The sequence below is a fragment of the Paenibacillus wenxiniae genome (assembly GCF_039822605.1).
Taxonomy (GTDB): Bacteria; Bacillota; Bacilli; order Paenibacillales; family Paenibacillaceae; genus Saccharibacillus; species Saccharibacillus wenxiniae.
The window spans coordinates 61,921-77,631 of sequence record NZ_JBCGUH010000005.1; the positions used below are offsets into that span (position 1 = coordinate 61,921).

Sequence of the window (15,711 nt, forward strand, 5' to 3'; positions counted from 1 at the left end):
AATTCTTCCCCGTTCCTACCTGTTACCTTGATCCACTTAAATTTAGCTTCTGCTTTATTTTATCTTATGAAGACCCGATCTGTATCACAACTTAAACTCCGCTCTGTGGTGACCTATTATACTTTACTTTTAACACGGTCAAAGCGCTAACTCTGACTGGCAATATGCTTCGCTACCAGTTGACCGGATAAGGTAACAATTGGGGTGCCGCCGCCGGGGTGAGTAGTACCGCCGACGTACCATAGGCCCTGAATATCAGGGCTGCGGTTGCCCGGGCGGAAGAAGGTTTGCTTGGAGCCGTTGGACGAGATGCCGTAAATCGCTCCGCGGTGGGCGTAGGTGTCGCGCTGGATGTCGGCTGGTGTGTAATGTTGCCAGACAGGGCCGCTGCGGATGCCCGTTAAGCCGTAGCTTTCCAACATGGAAGCGATGCGTTCGCCATAGGCGGCTTGTTGTTCTTGCCAGTTCCATTGCTGGGATGTGTACGGTGCGTTGGCAAGGATAAACAGGTTGCTGGCGCCCTCTGGTGCCATGCCAGGCTCGGAATAACCGGAATGACAGATGTACAACGTTGGGTCGGCTGGCGCTGTTTTTTGGGTGAAGATCGATTGGAATTCCGGTTCATAATACTCCGGAAAAAATACAGTATGGTGCAATAGCCCATCATAGCGCTTCGGTACACCAGCGAGTGTGACAAAGCCGGATAAGGACGGCTCATACGCATCAATGCGGCGATCCGACAGTGAAGGGCGCTCCTGCTCCGATAGCAGCATGCGACTGGCACTGAGCACATCGCCGTTTACGATCACCAGTGGCGCTTCGTAATCGCCTTGATTTGTTTCTACACCGCTCACTCGTCCGGAATGGACGTTAATGCGGGTGACTTCAGTATTCGTTTGGATCGTGACGCCCAGCTCTCCTGCAAGGCGAGCCATACCATGAACGATTTGACTAGTACCGCCGCGCACGCCATATACGCCATCGACTGCTTCTACATGTGCCAGCATGGCAAAGATTGCAGGTGCTTGATACGGGGATGCGCCAACGTATGTCGCATAGCGACCGAGCAGCATTAGCGTATGCGGATGGCGAAAATATCGTTTGAGCAAACTTTGCAGTGTCGTGAGTGGACGTACACGCAGTAGACTGCGTCCCATCGACGGCTTTATTTTATCGCGCCAGGATAGCAGAAGTGTATTTAGAAACTGCCCGTCAGCTTCGCGATACATCGCGCTTGCTTCCTGCAAAAAGCGTCCATAATTTCGCGCATCCTCCGGGCTATAGACCGCAATCTGTTCAGCGGTATATTCTGCACTACGACTCAAATCTACCACATGTCCATCCGCAAATACATTACGTGTACGCGGCTCTAGCTCATACAGCTGTACGTAATCTTCCATCTGACGCCCGGCACGTTCAAACACATTGCGAAATACATGCGGCATCGTAATCGTACTCGGTCCGCGGTCAAAATGGTACCCTTCCAATTCCAGTGCTTGCAGTTTGCCACCGATCGTCGGCTGCTTTTCCAATATCGTTACGTCATAGCCTTCTGTAGCAAGCCCAATAGCGCAAGATAAGCCGCCAAATCCGGCACCGATAATAATGGCCCGACGTGATCCGAGTTGTCCGTTACTATTCATCCATACGTCCTGCCTTTCCACCGGTATCCTTTTCCGTTCAGACTGGCGATCCATGAATCAAGCAAAATCAGGATCAAACAGGCTGCACTGATCGGCATAAGCAACCCCAGCCAGAATGATTTGCCGCTAAATCGATCAATGATGCCTTTCGTGATCATCCCAATCAACACAGCCGCCCCTGCCCATGCAGCAAGTACAGGCTGCGCTGTGACCAGGCTCCAGATCAGCATCACCAGCGGTAACAGAAACAATAACGCATAAAAGATACTCACACCGAACACAAGCAACGGATTACGACCTGTGCCGGCGAAAATATTTTTCTTATACCCTTCCCATACCTCGGCTGCATTACGGTACATGCGTGCTGACGTATGGCGATGCACATCCGCCAGTGTCACCGGGTCACCTGCCTGCTTCACAGCACGTGCCAGCTCCATATCTTCCACGATATGATTGTAGATATGGGCATGCCCTCCGCTACGCTTGTAGCTATCCCGATGGATCATCAACAATGCCCCGGTCACTGCCAGAAAGACCGGACGCGGACTGCGCCGAATCATCATAATCGGCAAATGATATCCAATAATAAACGCCATCATCGGCACGACGATATGCTCCAACCATGTGCCTGTCTCCATCCGTGGAAAGCCGCTGATCAATCCGGTACGCTGAGAACGCGCCGTTACCATCGCCGCTTCCAGCGCTTCCGGCTCTAATCTCACATCCGCATCGACAAATAACCACCATTCGCCACGTGCATGCAGGGACAATTGATGACACGCATACGATTTGCCCATCCAGCCCTGGGGCAACGTCGTACCGTGAAAAAGACGAATCCGATCATCATTCGCCATCGTCTGACGAATCTCAGCCTCGGTATCGTCCTCAGAGTGATCATTCATTACGAGAATTTCTAGCTTCATCGTATCAGTGCGACAGGCACTAATCGATTCCAGACATTCGCGAATATTCCGTTCTTCATTACGCGCCGGAATAAGCACAGATAGAAGCGGTTTATCGCCATCTGTACAAGCGGTAACTTGATCTGGAAAATCATACTCCTGCTCCCACGCCTGACGCTGTACCGGCTTGCCCAACTTCGGCATCCGGCTCAAATTCCAAATTGTAAACGCAAGCTGAAGCAGTAGCCAGCAGGTAATGACCATTAACAGCAGTTCCATTGGCTCACCTTTTTCTCCATTTGCGGTATTGGTCATACTTTTCATCTGTCGAGCGGCGATGCGGAATCAGATCACGTCCCTGCGGCAGTTGTCCTTTCGCCTCGATCATGTTAGCGCGCTGCTCATCCAATTGAACGGTCAACCGCTGCTCCAGCAATTGACTGCAAGCGTCAGCCGATAATGCACGCCAATCCTCAGTAATCGGCTGACCAATCATCAGTCCGGCTTGTAGACGGGAATGTTGAAACAGCCCATAATAGAGCGTCACCGGAATAACCGGAATATGTAGCGAAGATTGACGCAGCAACAAGCTAATACCTGAGCGAAAGGCAAGCGGACGCGTCTCCACATGGCGAATTTCCCCCTGCGGAAAAATCCATACCCGCTGCCCTTGCTCTAACAATTGTCCGGCATAACGCATCGACTGCCGAATATCAGCCGGACTATTTTTATTAATCGAAAAAGCACCCATTTTGCTAAAAAAACGATATCGTTCCAGCTGTCGCTCTTCCATCATCATATAGTGGCTGGCAGACGAGGTGCGCTTAAACGCATGATACACTAGCAGCCCATCCCACCAGGAGCTATGATTCATCATATAGACCGCCGGTTGTCCAGCAGGCACTGTATCCAGCTCACCGCTCATCATAAACGAATGAAACTGCCGTCGCAGCAAATACCAATCATTATACAATACAAAGATACGCTCAAATGCGGCTGACTTGTTGGCGGCGATCATACCGATAGCTCCCTTCTGCCAGTACAATACCGATCACACCCGCAATAACCGAACCGATCAACCCCTGTTGCCAGGCAAGCAATCCAAACATCAGCAAAATCCCCTGATACAAAAATACCGCCTGCCGCGCAACGGATGGACTAAGCCGAATGATCGGAATCGTTAACGATAGCATACCACCTACGATAAACCAGGCGATAAAGTTACTCCACGGCACCCCGTAAAATCCGCTATCGCTTCCCCAGCTCCAGAAGCCCCGTGCATCCGCAACCGGATCAAGCACCAGATCGAGAATAATAATCCATACCCCAACCTGTAGCGCACGTAACAGACGCGCACGCATCGAATCGGCACGCTGACTTCCACTCGCCAGTAAAATACCGCTTGATACGACCGCGATCCACGCAAAACCGAGCGTCCACGGTACACCAAAAACGAGACTGCCCAGAATAGAACTGTATTCGTATTCACCAAACGGCCAGCCTGTATGTACACCGATCCATTCCAGCGCCATGCCGCCAAGCCACATTAGCGCCGCCGCAGTCAGTAAACGGGGTAATGTAATGCTGTCCCGGTTACTGACTGACCAGTCGGACATTGAATACTGGGGTTGACTGCGCCGTACAAGAGACATAGCATACAGCGCATAGAAGACAAGAAACAGCCCATTCGAGAAATCCAATACTTGCGGCACGCCAATCGTTAACAGGAGCACGGCTCCAATTCCATACCATATCCAAAAGATCCAGCCCATCCTAAGATACCGCCGGACGACTTAACATGTCCTTACTCACACCATGCCGCTGTGCAATCTCCATTAGCATATACAGCTTGCGCTCATCGCTAACAATCGCACGCTGTGTGAATACATCATATTCATTTTCGCGAATAACATCCATAATGCCTGCATAAAATGTTGCTGCCAGTTCTACGGTAAAAGCGCTGCGCTCTGGATACGCGTCCAGATCACCGAGACCAGTCGCAAACCATTGCTCAGCCAGTAAACGCAGTTCTTCCATCATCGCTGTAAAGCGCTCGTTCACGACACCCTCTTCCAATTCCTGTTCGGTATAGCCATGACGTGCCATCAGCTCCAGCGGTACATAACGACGACCACGACGATGGTCTTCGCCAATATCGCGCATAATATTGACAATTTGCATCCCTTTGCCGAGTGCGATACCGGAATGACGAATATGCTCGCTATGCTGACCTTTTAGCACAGGCAGCAACATCTCGCCAACCGTACCTGCGACCAGATAACAATAATGCTCCAGCTCGCGCATCGTAGAATAGCGTGTAAACGTCAAATCATACGTCTGCCCATCCATCTGACGCTTGAACGGTTCTTTGGATAAGCCCGGAAATTCATGAAACAACCAGCGCAGCGCCGGCCAGATAAAATGACCTTCAGCACGCTCCAAATTCGTAAACAAAGCTTGCAGCTGTTGAATCGTATAGGGCGAGCGTTCCGGCTCATCCACACTGTCATCAATCATACGACAAAAGGCATAAATGACATGCACGGCTTCCTTTTGCGGACTGGATAACCAGCTAAATGCGTAATAAAAGGACGATGAACCATGTCGGATCATCTCTTCACAGCTTTTCAGGTCCATTTCGGTCGCGTATTTCAAAGTCCCAACTCCTTTAACATTTGCTGTGCGGCCATTCGCGCTCCCTGCATGACGATCGGTACACCGCCACCGGGATGAACAGAGGCTCCTGCCGCATATAAACGGCGAATCGACGGAAACGGACGAGGCTGTGGACGATAAGCACCGGATTGACGAATGATCGGAGCGATGCCGAAGCTGCCTCCGCCGTACAATCCGCTACGTTTGGCATCTGCCGGTGTACGCACTTTTTTCCATGTGATCGACGAACGCAAGCCTTCCCAGCCTCGCTCCTCTACCATAGACAGAGCACGTTCAACCAGCTCGTCAGTCTGTTGTTCCCAGGCAATCCCTTGCTCATCGGTCACCGGAATTAGAAAATATAATGCACTTTGTCCATCTGGTGCAGCTTCGGGATCAAGGGCTACCGGATTAAAGACATATACCGACGGATGCAGAGGCAATTTTCGTTCGCCAAATGTTTGACGCAGACTGGCATTCAGATCGTCTGGCAAAAAGAACTGATGCACAAGTCGATCAGACCAGCGACGGTTTGTGCCGGCATAGATCAATACACAGCCACTGGACGGCTGATACGGACGGCGCTGTAGCTTCAGTGGTGGCTGCGAATCGGTTAACAGCTCGCGAATCAATGGAAAATCGCCATTGTACAATACCGCATCAAACGGCATTTTCTCGCCATCCGCCTGAATACCAAGACATACACCATTGCGCACCTCGATATGGTTCACCTTACAGTTCAGACGGATGTTCACTCCGCGATTGTGCAGCTCCTCACCGATTATACGCGGCAATGCCGCATAGCCACCCTTGAGCATCCAGACGCCAAACGCATGCTCTGCATACGGTAACATCGTGTATAGACCCGGTGTTTTCTCCGGAATCCCACCGATATACAAACTTTGCAGCGAATACGCTTCGCGCAGTTGCTGATGGCGGAAATAGATGCCTGCGGCATTGCTCAGATTGCGATAGGCACGCAGACTGCGCATAAGTGCCAGATTACTACGCGAGAAAAACGCACTGGCATTCGGGAAATCACGCTCTAAAAAGGAAGCCTGTCCCCGTGTAAACAACGGATTCATGTCCTGCATAAAACGGCGAAAATCTGCACCTGAGCCGGGAAATAAACGTTCAATCTCCTCTGCCTGCTGCTCTGTACCGCGATGTTTGGTCATTACACGACCATCCGCGTAATGAATCCGATACAACGGATCGCATTCGATCAATGGCAGACGATCACGAGAAATACCGCCTTCCTCCATAATGCTATGCAGCATTTCGGGCAGCAGTACAATCGTTGGGCCTTGATCGATCATCATCCCGTCCTGCTCTTCAAAGGCGATACGTCCACCAACACGATCACTCTTTTCAAAAATAGTCACTTCCACGTTGCGCTGGCTCAATAGCAACGCGGCAGTTAAGCCGCCGATTCCGCCGCCGACGATGGCGATTCGTTTACGTCTCATGGTTGCTCCGCCCCTGCCAGTACGGTACCCGCATCTGCGGAATGCGTATGTGATACACCATCCTGCTTGAAGATCAGCGCCGTGCTAATGCGTGCCGATTCAAAGATCGTTGGCAAACCGCTGCCTGGATGTGTACCGCCGCCAACAAGCCATACATTGTCCACTTCTTCAAACTGATTATGCGGACGGAAGGCCATCATTTGTCCCAGATTATGCGTCAGATTGAACACGGCACCTTGATACACATCGAGCTGACGTTCCCAATCCAGCGGTGTGAAAAATTGCATTTCCTCGATCCGATCACGCAGCCCACGCAGCTGCGGAATTTGCTCGGCGCGATCCAGCATCTGCTGTTTGACTTCTTCGCGCTTCGCTTCCCAATCCGTCTCGCCGGTCAGATTGGGTGTCGGCATCAACAGATACAGCGCTGACTTGCCTGCTGGCGCCATCGTTTTATCGAGTCGTGATGGGTTGTGTACGTAGAGGGACGGATCATTCGACAACGTTTTGAAGCGTGTCACCTCATCGACATAACGATGATAATCTTCGGAAAAATGGACCGAATGGTGATCCAGATCAATTTCGCCATCCACACCGAGATACAGCATGGCAGCCGAGCAGGAATACGTTTTGGCTGCAACACGTTCCGGTGCATATTTGCGCAATACGCCCGGTTCAAACAACCGGTTCATCGCGGTAGCAAAATCAGCATTAATGACCACTCGGTCAGCCATAAGGTGCTCGCCATCCTCGAGCAACACGCCTGTAGCCTTTCCGTTCTCTGTCAGTATCCGTTGTACGCCTCTGGAAGTATGTACGCGTCCACCGTGTTCAGAGATCACTTTTGCCATCGCTTCAAATACGGCATGAATGCCACCTGTTGGATGAAACAAACCATAGCGGTGCTCAAGGTAAGATAAAATCGTAAATGTGCCCGGACAATCCCAAGCGGACATGCCCAGATATTTAGATTGAAACGTAAATGCCTGCTTCAATCGTTCATCATCAAAATATTTAGATAAACGTCCATAGACGGTATCATTCAGATGCAGTTTAGGCAGTGCACGAATCACATCACTGCGTACATAATCAAGCAGATTGGAAAATGGACGACGCAGCAGTGGCATCACTTTATCCAGCTTCACGTCTTCTTCTTCCAGATAACGATAGTAGCCAGCTTCATTGCCTGGAAACAGTCGTGCGATCTGTGCCGCCGTATCTTCGCGATTACGCGATGGCTTGAAGACGGTGTCGCCAAAATGCAAACTGTACAGCGGAGTCAGTTCCTTCATCTCCACATAATCGTGCAGCGAACGCCCGGCTAGCGTGAACAGCTCCTCGATCAGATGGGGCATCATCAAAAATGTCGCTCCCCGATCAAAGCGGTAATTTCCAACTTCTAAGCGACCGGATCGGCCGCCAACAACCGGCTGCTTCTCGAACACATCCACCTCGTACCCGTGGCTCGCCAGCAGCATTGCCGCCGCCAGTCCACCCGGTCCTGCTCCAACGATAACTGCTTTGCGGGCAGATTGAGTCGCTTTCATAACATTCCCCTTTTTTTGAACTGAAATGAGTGCTGGGATAGCATCACCTGGGAAAACTGACGACTGCGCAATAACGATCCCCTATGCTGCGTAATAACGATTCCCCTATATTGAAACGATCAACTTTGCTGGTGCAGCGGTTGTATCGATATTCAGCATATAGAGTTTCCGTATATTGCATAGAAACAGCATATTGCACAGAAAAAGTTATTTTTTCCCTAAATGAAGCGCTCCCGCACGTATTACACATGTAACCAATACCCGTAAACTATATATAAACAAATAACACCCGATTTGCACCTCACCCGAACCCATTTTATAAAATTAAATTGGGTTATTTTTGAACAAAATTTGAACGATTGAAAGCAAACGATTGCTATACATTGCGTCAAAAATAAAGCTTTGTTGGTATATGGTTAGAGAGGTCCAGCGTGCAAGCTAGCAGATCATGCTTGCTGTCCGTCTAAAGCCGCGTCTGGATCGAATGGAAAGGAGCTACCGCTCATGAAAGCATTCCCTGAAAATTCCTCACCTATTCACACTTCCCGCTCCAGCAAACATAAGCGTCAAAAGGGCTGGCGGCTACCTCTTATTCGGATTGCGCTCAGTCTGTTAGTCGTATGGCTGATCGCTGTGATGATCTATCAAACACACAAACCGCTTCCAGCTGGCGTATCGTATGAGAGTCCGCTCTATACGGTCGATCATGTGAATTTTTATTATGATCTCACGTATCCAGCACCGGGTTCAGGCGATCGCTTTACCCAAAAACGGCATATTTATGATCGAATCTTGCAAATGGTCGATGAAGCCGATCGTTTTATCGTGATCGATATGTTTTTGTTCAATAACTATGTACATAAAGGTCAGGAGTATCCGAAGCTCAGCGAAGGGCTGGCTGACCGCCTGATTCAGCGCAAACAAAAGCAGCCGGACTTACAAATTGTGTTCATTACCGATGAGGTGAATACGAATTACAATTCCAGTCCAAATCCACTATTGGAAAAAATGAGACAGGCAGGCATTAGCATCATTATGACCGATGTCGATCCGCTACGTGACTCCACCCCTGTTTATTCGGCGGTGTGGCGCACCTTTTTCCAGTGGTTTGGTCAGGCAGGGAACGGTACGATTCCAAATGCAATGGCAACCGGTGGGCCGGATGTGACGTTACGCTCCTACTTAAAGCTAATCAATGTCAAAGCGAATCATCGTAAAGCGGTCATTACTGATCATAGCGCGCTGGTGTCTACAGGTAATGTGCACGACGCGAGCGCATATCATTCCAATGTGGCATTTGAAGTGCAAGGCCCGATTATCGGTGATCTGCTCAAAGCAGAGCAGGCGGTGGTGGATCTGTCCGGCTATTCGGTAAAGCTGCCTGCTTATACAGCGACTGCATCCGGCACAGACCAGACGAACGCAGCAGCGTCCAAATCGGCTGCCTCTTCTACACCGGCACCCGTTACAACGGGGGATGATACAGCGCCGACCCATGATATGAACGTAGCGCAAACGTCAGCTGGAACTGCTAATGACAATGCTGCTAATTATGGAGCTGACAGCACCGCATCAACTTCAGAATCTGCTCCATCCCAGGCTGGCGCACAATCTACGAACAATAACGATACGAACAGTGTAACAAATAACAGTACGACAAATAATGGAACCGATCGTAAGAACGATGCCACTACCAACGGTGCGGATAGCAACACCGGCACGACCGTCTCCGATCCGATCCAGCTTCGTTATATGACCGAGGGCAAAGTATATAACCGTGTATTGGAAGCGATCAACGATACGAAAAAGGGCGACACATTATGGATGGGGATGTTCTATCTGGCAGACCCGGAAGTGATCAAAGCGCTACTTGCTGCCGATCAGCGTGGCGCGACGATGCGCCTAATTATGGACCCGAACCAGAATGCGTTTGGACAGGATAAGATCGGGATTCCTAACCGTCCAGTCGCTGCCGAGCTGAATGAGAATTCCGGTGGGCGAATCGGGATTCGCTGGTACAACACGACCGATGAGCAGTATCATACGAAGCTAATGTACATTCACAAAGCGAGCGGCAACGACCTGATTATCGGCGGTTCATCCAATTTTACCCCACGTAATCTGGATGACTATAATCTGGAAAATGATCTGTGGATAAGCGCATCGAATCAAAATCCGTTAATGCTTGAATTGAACAGCTACTTCAATATGCTGTGGAACAATGATGGCGAGCAGTACACATTGCCGCTGAGCATGTATCAGGAGCAAACGACATGGCTTAAAGATATCGCTTATCGCTTACAGCTCATTCTCGGGTTTACGACATTTTAAGGTGATAGTTTTAAAATAGTCGGGTGCTGGATGAACGGGTGATCTAAAAATCATGATGCAAATGAAAGGCTCATTATTCCACCATAAAGTCATAACAAGGATCACTATTCCTATTAGCTAGACAGCTAGACAGCTAGACAGCTAGACAGCTAGACAGCTAGACAGCTAGACAGCTAGACAGCTAGACAGCTAGACAGCTAGACAGCTAGACAGCTAGACAGCTAGACAAACAATTATAGCTGGATCGCTAGGACTACAACTATAATTTATTAAAATTCACCATCATTCATTACAAATTCCTATCCCAAAAGAGAGGCCGAGATCCGCAGACCTCTCTTTTGTCATGTTAAACGAAATGCTGCTTACCTTCATCCACCTCTGTATGGAGATTACACGCAAATCGATTTCGAGCATATTCAACCAGACATAAACGAAGACAACATCAATCAAGCAAACATAATACATTAAGAAAGTATACATATAAGAAAGCAGCAATCAAGAACATGCATGATGAACATCATCCCTATCTATTTCTATGTCTATTTCTATGTTTATGTTTATGTTTATGTTTATGTTTATGTTTATGTTTATATCAACATCCATATCCGTATCCACATCCGCCACCCATACAAGGGGTTGACTTTAAAATTTAATTATCTTATGATTTACCTAACGACCGTTAGGTAGGTGATTTTATTGAGCATTAAACAGCAATTGCTAGTGATCGGACGCTCCCATTTTGCTCGTGATGGCTATGAAGGGGCTTCACTTGCGAAAATTGCGACGGAAGCAGGCATCAAAAAGCCTTCGATCTATGCGCATTTTAACAGTAAGGCAGATCTGTTCTTGCAAGTACTTCATCGCGCTGCACGTGTACAACAGCATTCGCTCAGGCGCTATATGCTGAAGCACCATCATCAGACGCTGGAAGATAAATTGCATGGACTGCTGGAACATATGCAAGAGCTATATCGTTCGGACGATACGATTAAATTCGTTATGCGCATGTCCTTCTTCCCGCCCCAAGAGCTGGAAGATGAAGTGATGCCGCTCATCTATGGCATGCTGGATACGATGGAAAATCAACTGGTACGGCTATTTGAGCATAATTTGCACAAGGAGAATTTGAACTGTTCTGTGTCTGCTACGCAGGCGGCACGAGCCTATATGACATGTGCGGATGGAATTTTGCTGGAGGTATTGTACGGTCAGGAACATCGCTCTATTCAGCGACTGGATGCGACCTGGCCGATCTATTGGAATGGCATTATTGGAAAGGAGCAACACCTATCATGAATCGCAACTGGCTTTATGTATTGATTGGCGGATTGATTGAAGTCGTCTGGGTATCCGGCTTAAAACATGCCGCTACACCCGGACAATGGACATTGACTGCGATTGGAATTGCGCTTAGCTTTTATCTTATTATTCAGGCGGCACGGCGTCTGCCTGTTGGTACCGTATATGCTGTGTTTACTGGACTCGGTACAGGAGGTACCGTAGCGGCAGAGATGTTTATTTTTGGCGAGCCTGTACAATGGACGAAGATTGCACTTATTTTATTACTGCTCGCAGGCGTGATTGGTTTGAAGCTTGTTACAGATAAAGAGCAGGGGACGGAAGCAAAGGCAGGTGAAGCATCATGTACTGGTTGAGTCTTGTAATTGCTGGCGCTTTTGAAGTGTTCGGTGTGATCTCGATGAATCGAATTATTCGGCAGCGTTCGTTGATAAATGTGCTGATGATGATCATTGCGTTTGTAGGTAGCTTTTCATTTTTGACGATAGCTATGAATGGAATTTCGATGGGAACTGCTTATGCGGTATGGACAGGAATCGGGACAGTCGGTGGCGCACTTGTCGGCATGCTCATGTATAATGAAGCAAGAAGCGGATTGCGCATCCTGTTCATCGCGATGATTATTACGTCCGCAGTTGGCTTAAAGCTGATTGCCTGACGATCAGTCTGCTCGTTTCCATACGAACAGTAGCATCGCTGACGTGACGCCAATCCGGCAATGACTTTCGAATGTTGAAGGAGTAGTTGGCATGATTACGACAGTTACACTCAATACGGCACTTGATGTTATTTATCAGGTGCCTTCCCTACGTCCTAATACCGTTCATCGGATTGAGGATGCGATCACGCTGCCGGGTGGCAAAGGTGTTAATGCAGCGCGCATCATCCAACAGCTAGGCGAGCCGGTAACGGCTGCCGGGCTAATCGCCGGACATAATGGGCGCAAACTCGTCTCGCTATTGCGACAGGAGCAAGTAGGTTGCCGATTTACCGAAGCGGATGGGGAGACACGGCTGGCAATTACGATCCTTGAGGAAAGTCGCCGTACCCAGACCGAACTGATTGAGCAAGGAGCCGCTGTTACCGCTGCCCAGCTCGATATGCTGGAACAAACGGTAGCTGAGTTAGCTGCATGTTCAAGCTGGGTACTGTTCTCCGGCAGTCTGCCGCAGCATTGTCCACCAGATGTGTATGTACGTCTGATCGAGATCGCTCGTCGCAATGGAGCAGGCACCGCACTCGATAGTAGTGGTGAAGCGCTGATGCACGGGATGAAGGCAGCGCCGTATATGGTAAAGCCGAATGAACAGGAAGCATGTGAATGGGCAGGCATCGCGCCGGACAGTAGTGATCGGCAGGAACGATTGCATCAGGCGTTAACCGCTATGATGGATCATGGGATCGAGTTGCCGGTGATTTCGCTTGGAGCGGAAGGCGCGATTGCGGCTGAACGTTCAACCGGTTCCTTTTATCGGATACGAGTGCCGCGTGTGTCTGTTCGCAGTGCACTCGGTAGTGGGGATGCGATGATGGCGGGTATGATCGTTTCAGCCAGTCGCGGTGGTTCTACACGCGCAATGTTGCGGCTTGGCGCGGCATGTGGCAGTGCCTGTGCATTACAACCTGCCGCTGGATGGATCGACGCGGATGATGTGATGCACATCGGTAACGAGATCCAGATTGAACAATCCCCTGTAGCTTAAGGCTCAGGGGATTGTTGTCGTTGTTCGTGCTGCAAAGCGTACATCCATAAATATCTCACCGGTTTGCTGATCGCTAACGACAAAATTAATTTCCTGCGGGACCAGTTCCTTTAGCGCATACTGTCTTGCCCAATCGAGCGAGGGAAATTCCCTCATCCGATCACATGATCTGACGATGATCTTTGGCAGTAGTTCCCTGTAGTGGCTCAAGGTACAAACCTCCTTTATTACTCCATTAGACTATTTTTATCATTTTGAATCCGCTTACAAATAATTTTGTATATATTTGTATGTTTATTTATATCATTATACTGAATTCGATGCTTGGCTTACTTTTGATGTGGCTTGAGTGCCTTTTTGATGTTGCTCTGTTGCCTTTTTTGCTTACATAGGTTCACGTATTATAGTGTAGTTGGCGCGGTATCTACTCAGGCAACGACTGAATAAACATAGAAAAGCGCTCAATGCACATATTGTCACAAGCGAGCGCTTTTTAATCACACCGATAACTTTTGTCTATGCAAAACGACTCTTAAAGCAGGTCATACTATACGATTCGATTACGCATGCTGATGAAGCTGACCAGCATACTGCCGCAGATCGTTCACATCGTGGCGCAAGTAATCATGCAGCATATTGCCCCATTGCTCATAAAGCGAACCCGGCGCAGTCTTAGCGAGCCACGCGCTCATTTTATCGGTCCAGACAAGCAGATAATGCTCAATAAAATCAAGCTGTGCCTGAATAACCGCCATCTGTTCTAGCGGACGCTCCTCACTCTCAGCGAGACGTTCCGCAAGCAAAGACATGAATTCCAGCTCAATCCCGATATGATCGTCCGACTCATGTTCCATCTTTTTAAAAGCAATCCCGGCACGCGCATAGACCGAGTTCAGTATCGCCTCATATCCGCATCGTTCCTGCGTGCTGCACACATAATGAGCAGCACGCAGATGATTCTCGCTGTGATCCTCATCCAGGAGGCGCTCATACGCTTCAGCGTGCCCGGCAGCAGACTGAATAATTGTGGCGAGCGGAGTCTGCTCCAGTTCAGACAGCAGGGAATACGAACGAGCATGCAGCTGCCCAATACGTCCAGCGTCGCGTCGCCATTCAATCAATTTGGACAGGGTGGGCTTGCGCTGTAACATTTCACTTAATAAACGATATGTGATTACCCGACTGTACAACCAATCGATGCTCATTTTCACTTCCGTATTCACTGCCATCTGAAATACACTCCTTGTGATTTTATTCACTACTATAATGCTGGTCGTGCGTTATGATTATAATTAGCTCGATAAATTATACTTATCATACTGCTCCATCCAACTTTATTTCGTAGTTATGTTTTTGCTTAACTATATTGTAACCGATATCACAAGCGATAGGGGCGTTTTGCTCATACGTTCATAAAATGGTCATAATACCCGGCAGATGGCTTAATTGCCGGGCATTTCTTTTAAAATATACATACGTCTTGCTTGTTCATACGCTTCTGGATCGTTCATATTGTACAGACACCAGGGTGTGATATCGTAGGATTCGGGGAACTCACCTTCACGGCGTGGAAGTTGTCCTTCCAGCGGTACATCTACCAGATTATGCTCATCCACCCACTCCATCACTTTGAGCTGTTTATGTTCTAATGCCTCTCGAAGTGACGGCAACACTGTACGATGATAGACTGCATACAGTGGATGCATACGTTCCCCATACGAAGGTATGATCGCCTGCCCGAGCGGAATCCCGACTCCATCTCCCGCAGCTTCAATAGCCATTTTCAGTAAATTCCGCATTAAATCTACACTGGTAAAGGGCATATCACATGCTGCAACGAGATACCAATCTGCTTCGATCTGCTTCATTCCGGCATATATGCCTGCCAGCGGTCCGTATCCCGGGTACTCATCAGCCGCTACTGGCAAATGTAGAAACCGATAGTCATCTTCATTCGCTGCCGCCAGACAGACGTCAGGTGTGCATTGCAGTAATGTATCGGCTACACGCTGAATGACCGGTTTGCCACCGATATCCAGCATCGCTTTATCCCTCCCCATCCGGCTAGACTGTCCGCCAGCTAGCAAAATACCTGCCACCTTGTGATTCATATTCGTTCCTCCTATTGGGATATGCTGCTCATACCCTATCGGTCATGTTGT

At 49.0% G+C, this 15,711-nt stretch carries 15 protein-coding genes; 5 read left to right on the forward strand and 10 right to left on the reverse strand.

Annotated elements, in window-relative coordinates; translation table 11 throughout:
* Positions 1 to 146: 146 nt before the first annotated feature.
* Genes AAHF22_RS11055 through AAHF22_RS11085 form a run of 7 tightly spaced genes read right to left on the reverse strand, consistent with a single transcriptional unit; the run spans position 147 to position 8,216 of the window.
* Positions 147 to 1,643, reverse strand: coding sequence for a phytoene desaturase family protein (locus AAHF22_RS11055; RefSeq protein WP_347325064.1), 1,497 nt, complete (start codon positions 1,641 to 1,643; stop codon positions 147 to 149).
* Positions 1,640 to 2,860 (reverse strand): glycosyltransferase family 2 protein, encoded by a 1,221-nt coding sequence (locus tag AAHF22_RS11060; RefSeq protein WP_347325065.1) that lies wholly within the window; start codon positions 2,858 to 2,860, stop codon positions 1,640 to 1,642. The genes AAHF22_RS11055 and AAHF22_RS11060 overlap by 4 nt, the downstream gene beginning before the upstream one ends.
* Complete coding sequence (locus AAHF22_RS11065) at positions 2,829 to 3,563, reverse strand: lysophospholipid acyltransferase family protein (protein WP_347325066.1); 735 nt, start codon at positions 3,561 to 3,563, stop codon at positions 2,829 to 2,831. The genes AAHF22_RS11060 and AAHF22_RS11065 overlap by 32 nt, the downstream gene beginning before the upstream one ends.
* Positions 3,532 to 4,317 (reverse strand): carotenoid biosynthesis protein, encoded by a 786-nt coding sequence (locus AAHF22_RS11070; protein ID WP_347325067.1) that lies wholly within the window; start codon positions 4,315 to 4,317, stop codon positions 3,532 to 3,534. Before AAHF22_RS11070 ends, AAHF22_RS11065 begins: the two co-directional genes overlap by 32 nt.
* A gap of 1 nt (position 4,318) precedes the next feature.
* The gene (locus AAHF22_RS11075) at positions 4,319 to 5,200 is read right to left on the reverse strand and encodes a phytoene/squalene synthase family protein (RefSeq protein ID WP_347325068.1); all 882 of its coding nucleotides are present in this window, start codon (positions 5,198 to 5,200) and stop codon (positions 4,319 to 4,321) included.
* A complete protein-coding gene (locus AAHF22_RS11080) occupies positions 5,197 to 6,669 on the reverse strand; it encodes a phytoene desaturase family protein (RefSeq protein WP_347325069.1) in 1,473 nt (490 codons plus the stop codon). The genes AAHF22_RS11075 and AAHF22_RS11080 overlap by 4 nt, the downstream gene beginning before the upstream one ends.
* The gene (locus AAHF22_RS11085; RefSeq protein WP_347325070.1) at positions 6,666 to 8,216 is read right to left on the reverse strand and encodes a phytoene desaturase family protein; all 1,551 of its coding nucleotides are present in this window, start codon (positions 8,214 to 8,216) and stop codon (positions 6,666 to 6,668) included. Before AAHF22_RS11085 ends, AAHF22_RS11080 begins: the two co-directional genes overlap by 4 nt.
* 504 nt (positions 8,217 to 8,720) lie before the next feature.
* On the opposite strand from AAHF22_RS11085, the gene AAHF22_RS11090 reads away from it, so the two are divergent.
* From AAHF22_RS11090 to AAHF22_RS11110, 5 genes are all read left to right on the forward strand, one after another.
* Entirely contained in the window at positions 8,721 to 10,547 is a 1,827-nt protein-coding gene (locus tag AAHF22_RS11090) for a phospholipase D family protein (protein ID WP_347325071.1), read from the forward strand.
* Between the two features lie 696 nt (positions 10,548 to 11,243).
* Positions 11,244 to 11,843, forward strand: a complete 600-nt coding sequence (locus AAHF22_RS11095) for a TetR/AcrR family transcriptional regulator (RefSeq protein ID WP_347325072.1) — start codon at positions 11,244 to 11,246, stop codon at positions 11,841 to 11,843.
* A complete protein-coding gene (locus AAHF22_RS11100) occupies positions 11,840 to 12,202 on the forward strand; it encodes a DMT family transporter (protein ID WP_347325073.1) in 363 nt (120 codons plus the stop codon). Before AAHF22_RS11095 ends, AAHF22_RS11100 begins: the two co-directional genes overlap by 4 nt.
* Entirely contained in the window at positions 12,190 to 12,504 is a 315-nt protein-coding gene (locus AAHF22_RS11105) for a DMT family transporter (RefSeq protein WP_347325074.1), read from the forward strand. Before AAHF22_RS11100 ends, AAHF22_RS11105 begins: the two co-directional genes overlap by 13 nt.
* A gap of 91 nt (positions 12,505 to 12,595) precedes the next feature.
* Positions 12,596 to 13,549 (forward strand): 1-phosphofructokinase family hexose kinase, encoded by a 954-nt coding sequence (locus AAHF22_RS11110; RefSeq protein ID WP_347325075.1) that lies wholly within the window; start codon positions 12,596 to 12,598, stop codon positions 13,547 to 13,549.
* A 3-nt stretch (positions 13,550 to 13,552) separates the two neighbouring features.
* Here the strand turns inward: AAHF22_RS11110 and AAHF22_RS11115 are convergent, their stop codons facing one another.
* The 3 genes from AAHF22_RS11115 to mobA form a co-directional block, all read right to left on the reverse strand.
* Positions 13,553 to 13,759, reverse strand: a complete 207-nt coding sequence (locus AAHF22_RS11115; protein WP_347325076.1) for a hypothetical protein — start codon at positions 13,757 to 13,759, stop codon at positions 13,553 to 13,555.
* Between the two features lie 350 nt (positions 13,760 to 14,109).
* Positions 14,110 to 14,778, reverse strand: a complete 669-nt coding sequence (locus tag AAHF22_RS11120; protein WP_347325077.1) for a TorD/DmsD family molecular chaperone — start codon at positions 14,776 to 14,778, stop codon at positions 14,110 to 14,112.
* 213 nt (positions 14,779 to 14,991) lie between these two features.
* Positions 14,992 to 15,660 carry a molybdenum cofactor guanylyltransferase gene (gene mobA / locus AAHF22_RS11125; protein ID WP_347325078.1) on the reverse strand — a complete coding sequence of 223 codons (669 nt, stop codon included), beginning with the start codon at positions 15,658 to 15,660 and terminating at the stop codon, positions 14,992 to 14,994.
* Between the last annotated feature and the right edge of the window lie 51 nt (positions 15,661 to 15,711).